Genomic DNA, 4,160 nt, shown 5'->3' with positions numbered 1-4,160 from the left:
ACGTGGCCGATAGTACCAACGTTTACGTGCGGTTTCGTACGTTCAAATTTTTCTTTAGACATGGGGTGTCCCTCTAGGTACGGATTAGGTGGCTTAAAATAAGACCACGCAACCAAAAAAAATGGTTTTCTTTATTAAAGGAGAAGAAGCTTTTGACTGGTGCTAATACCCAGAGTCGAACTGGGGACCTCACCCTTACCAAGGGTGCGCTCTACCGACTGAGCTATATCAGCACACAAAATGAGTTGGAGCGTGCAGCGGGAATCGAACCCGCATCATCAGCTTGGAAGGCTGAGGTAATAGCCATTATACGATGCACGCAACACGTAACTCTGTTTGAGCTATTTAACCTTTAGAATATGGTGGAGGGAGACGGATTCGAACCATCGAAGGCAGTGCCGGCAGATTTACAGTCTGCTCCCTTTGGCCACTCGGGAACCCCTCCAAATTTTGAGCTTTCTCTCGCTTACCTTAAAGAAAGGGAGAAAGTGGTGCCGACTACCGGAATCGAACTGGTGACCTACTGATTACAAGTCAGTTGCTCTACCTACTGAGCTAAGTCGGCACAAGTGGGGCGCATTTTATTGAATGATTTTCCACCTTGCAATAGTAAATTGAAAAAAAGTGAAAAATTCTCCTATCAAATTCCTATATACGGCTATTTAGCTCAAGGTTTCTGCCTTTAACCCACATCTAGTACAGGAAGATATTTTATTTATCTATCGCTTGATGTATTTTCCATGCACTTGTTTTGTTATCCACTATAGAGTTTATATGAGCCCATTTATGTCATTTGACCGCGAACGTTGGTCTGAGCTAAGGAATTTAGTTCCGATGACACTTTCTGAGAGCGACTTAAAAGAGCTTCAAGGCATCAATGAAAAGCTCACAATGGAGGAAGCCGTTGAGATCTACCTGCCGCTCTCTCGCCTATTAAATCTCTATGTGGCAGCCAGACAGAATAGAAACTCAGTACTCCATCAATTCCTGGATAAAAACGAGAAAGCACCACCTTTTATCATCGGTATTGCTGGAAGTGTCGCTGTGGGCAAAAGTACAACTGCACGACTGCTTAAAGCCCTACTTTCTCGCTGGGAGAACCACCCAAAAGTTGAGCTAGTCACAACCGATGGCTTCTTATACCCAAATGAGGTGTTAGAAGAAAAAGGATTGATGAGTAAAAAGGGCTTTCCGGAGTCTTACGATATTAAGCGTTTAGTGAACTTTGTTTCGGATGTAAAAGCATGCAAGAGAAATGTCACGGCTCCCGTGTACTCACATCTTACGTACAACATTACTGATGACGTTAAGTGTGTCGACCTACCAGATGTGCTTATTATTGAAGGACTTAATGTCTTGCAAACAGGCATGAACGATCCACACGAGCCACATCGCGTGTTTATTTCAGACTTCCTTGATTTCTCTCTCTATGTTGACGCTGATAGCCAACAAATCAAAGAGTGGTACGTCAATCGCTTTATGAAATTCCGCGATGGTGCGTTTACCAAACCTGGCTCTTACTTTAGTCATTACACAAAATTATCGAACCAAGCGGCACTGGATAAAGCGGAAGGTATCTGGAGTTCAATTAATGGCTTGAACCTAGAACAAAATATCCTTCCTACACGAGAAAGGGCTCACTTGATTCTACGTAAAGGCGCAGATCATATGGTTGAAGAAGTATTACTAAGAAAATAGTAACACCTTAATCGCCTTTTCTTAGCGATATCTCTCCGCCGATATAGCTCTCGATACCATTCTCAGTTTTGAGTAATACAGCACCTTGTTCATCGATGCCTTGAACAACACCTTCAATTTCTCTAGGTCCAATGATCAACCTAACATTGCGACCTAAGAAATTATCAAAGCGATTCCAACGCTCTACAAAATTCGACATCCCTTTCAACTCATAATCAACAAGAGACTTGTCCCAAGCATTGATCAGAGCCTGCGCTAACTGATTGCGATCGGGCACCTTCCCGTCACACACTTCTTTAAGAGAAGTCCACGGTTGACCAATACCTGATGTTGTTGGATCCATGGATAAGTTTAGCCCTAAACCAATCACAATATGAGCAGCGCCACCAGACTGTCCTGACAGCTCTACCAAGATACCAGCAAGCTTCTTGTCATTGTGGTAAAGGTCGTTCGGCCATTTGAGCTTTATACCTTCTACGCCCATCTCTTCCAAAGCTTCAACAACAGCTACACCAACCACAAGGCTCAAGCCCATCGCAGCAGCCATCCCTGCGTCGAGTCTCCAATACATTGAAAGATAGAGGTTTGCACCGAATGGCGATACCCACTCTCGTCCACGACGTCCACGTCCCGCAGCTTGATATTCAGCAATACAGACAGAACCCGATTCTAGGGTGTTAGTACGCTCTAATAGGTGTTGGTTTGTAGAACCTATGATTGGAATCAGTTCAAGAGAAGCATCTCGACTAACAACAGACAATTTGTCTTCGTTAAGCATATCTAAACGGCTAGCTAACTTATAGCCCTTGCCTTGTACTCGGTAGATATCTAAACCCCACCCTTGAATACCTTTAATGTGCTTACTGATAGCCGCTCGTGATACACCAATCATTTCACCTAGATCTTCACCTGAATGAAACTCACCGTCAGCAATACACTTCAATAGTGCAAGCTTGGTACTGTGTTCTCTCATGCCAATGACTCCAAAGCCTTGTCTAGATTTGTCTCGCAGTCTCGTCCCATAAAACGCACTTCATGTTCTAATCGAATATCGAATTTATTCAAGACAGACTGACGCACTCGCTCTGCAAGCTTAAGGATATCCACAGCAGAAGCCTTATCATAATTGATGATAACTAATGCTTGGTTTGGGTGAACTTGAGCACCTCCTTCTGTCACACCTTTGAACTGGCATTGATCAATCAGCCAGCCTGCAGCGACTTTGATCATGTCATTGCTCTCATAGCCGACAATGTTTGGGTATAGAGCGAACAAGCGATCAAAATGATCTTTGGTGATCACAGGGTTTTTGAAGAAGCTGCCCGCATTGCCTTGGACTCTAGGGTCTGGCAACTTACTTGAACGGATAGCGCATACTTCATCAAATATAGTACGAGGAGAGAGCGTATCGGCTGCTAGGCTTTTTAACGGGCCATAGTGATTGCATGGCTCCCACTCTTTCGGCAACGTTAAACCAATCGCAACAACAATCGCTTTATCGTAGAGAGCGTGCTTGAAAATAGAATCTCGGTAACCAAAGAGACACTCTTCTTTGCTCAATCGCTTAACTGTATAAGTATCCAGACACAGGATATCGACATACTCGCATACGTCTTGTAGCTCAACACCATACGCACCAATATTTTGAATCGGAGCCGAACCTGAACAGCCAGGTATCATTGCTAGGTTTTCTAGACCACCGAGCCCTTTATCCACACTCCATTCAACTAAGTGTGGCCAATCTTCCCCCCCACTAACATGCAGTAGGTGATGACTGTCCGTCTCGGTCAACTCAATCCCGGATAATTTATTCACTATGACCAGACCAGCGAAGTGCTCAGTAAAAAGCATATTACTGCCTTTACCCAGTATTAACTTAGGTAAAGCTGACCATTTAGGGTCTCTGTAAACGGAAATTAATTCTTCGATAGTGGTGACTTCAACCAACGTATCACACGTCTGATCTATGGAAAAAGTATGAACATTTTTTAAACTAGCATTGAGATGGAATTGCATGGCGATATTCAATTAACTTACACTGCAGTCATTCTACAGCAGATAAACCAATGGCGCAGTGACTGAATGAACAATGTCATCATTACCCAATTAGACCCAGTAAAGGTTCCCTTAGTTAAACGTTTCTATAAAGAACATTACCCAACGGGAAAAGCCAATAAAAGTGAACTGATCTATTCGTTATTACTGGATAACGAGCTGTGCGGTGTCGTGCGCTTTCGTACAATAGAAAATAATCGCTTACTTACTGGAATGGCGATATCAAAACAACATCGCGGTAAGCAATTAGGTTCCAAACTTATGGATTATTGTGCGCAACATGCACTTACGGAAGACGATTACTGCTTTGCGTACGCTCATCTCACCAATTTTTACGCGCGGCACCTATTCATACAAATAGACCCTAAAGATCTGCCAAATGGTTTAAGAGTTTTATACGAGCGCTA

The 4,160-nt window shown here is 43.4% G+C and carries 4 protein-coding genes and 4 tRNA genes; 2 read left to right on the top strand and 6 right to left on the bottom strand.

The window, feature by feature from the left end:
* Nucleotides 1-157: 157 nt before the first annotated feature.
* From AB4653_RS19905 to AB4653_RS19890, 4 genes are all read right to left on the bottom strand, one after another.
* Nucleotides 158-233, bottom strand: a tRNA-Thr gene (locus tag AB4653_RS19905).
* A gap of 13 nt (nucleotides 234-246) precedes the next feature.
* Nucleotides 247-321, bottom strand: a tRNA-Gly gene (locus AB4653_RS19900).
* 39 nt (nucleotides 322-360) lie between these two features.
* Nucleotides 361-445, bottom strand: a tRNA-Tyr gene (locus AB4653_RS19895).
* Between the two features lie 44 nt (nucleotides 446-489).
* Nucleotides 490-565 (bottom strand) — tRNA-Thr (locus tag AB4653_RS19890).
* A gap of 209 nt (nucleotides 566-774) precedes the next feature.
* Between AB4653_RS19890 and coaA the strand changes: the two genes are divergently transcribed.
* Nucleotides 775-1,698, top strand: a complete 924-nt coding sequence (coaA, locus tag AB4653_RS19885) for a type I pantothenate kinase (RefSeq protein WP_009844725.1) — start codon at nucleotides 775-777, stop codon at nucleotides 1,696-1,698.
* Nucleotides 1,699-1,705: 7 nt separating this feature from the next.
* On the opposite strand, the gene birA is transcribed toward coaA, so the two are convergent.
* On the bottom strand, nucleotides 1,706-2,671 hold the full coding sequence (gene birA, locus AB4653_RS19880) for a bifunctional biotin--[acetyl-CoA-carboxylase] ligase/biotin operon repressor BirA (protein WP_009844724.1): 966 nt from the start codon (nucleotides 2,669-2,671) through the stop codon (nucleotides 1,706-1,708).
* On the bottom strand, nucleotides 2,668-3,714 hold the full coding sequence (gene murB / locus AB4653_RS19875; RefSeq protein ID WP_009844723.1) for a UDP-N-acetylmuramate dehydrogenase: 1,047 nt from the start codon (nucleotides 3,712-3,714) through the stop codon (nucleotides 2,668-2,670). Before murB ends, birA begins: the two co-directional genes overlap by 4 nt.
* A 66-nt stretch (nucleotides 3,715-3,780) precedes the next feature.
* Between murB and AB4653_RS19870 the strand changes: the two genes are divergently transcribed.
* A partial coding sequence (locus tag AB4653_RS19870; protein WP_372105120.1) for a GNAT family N-acetyltransferase occupies nucleotides 3,781-4,160 on the top strand: 380 nt, incomplete at its 3' end.

The sequence above is a fragment of the Vibrio sp. 10N.222.48.A3 genome (genome assembly GCF_041475345.1).
Taxonomy (GTDB): domain Bacteria; phylum Pseudomonadota; class Gammaproteobacteria; order Enterobacterales; family Vibrionaceae; genus Vibrio; species Vibrio tasmaniensis_A.
Note: the sequence above shows the minus strand (reverse complement) of the source record. Positions and strands in the feature narration are given on the sequence as shown.

Excerpts from the sequence above, each read along its gene's own strand:
- coaA (WP_009844725.1), top strand. The coding sequence starts at position 775 with ATGAGCCCATTTATGTCATTTGACCGCGAACGTTGGTCTGAGCTAAGG.
- birA (WP_009844724.1), bottom strand. The coding sequence starts at position 2,671 with ATGAGAGAACACAGTACCAAGCTTGCACTATTGAAGTGTATTGCTGAC.
- murB (WP_009844723.1), bottom strand. The coding sequence starts at position 3,714 with ATGCAATTCCATCTCAATGCTAGTTTAAAAAATGTTCATACTTTTTCC.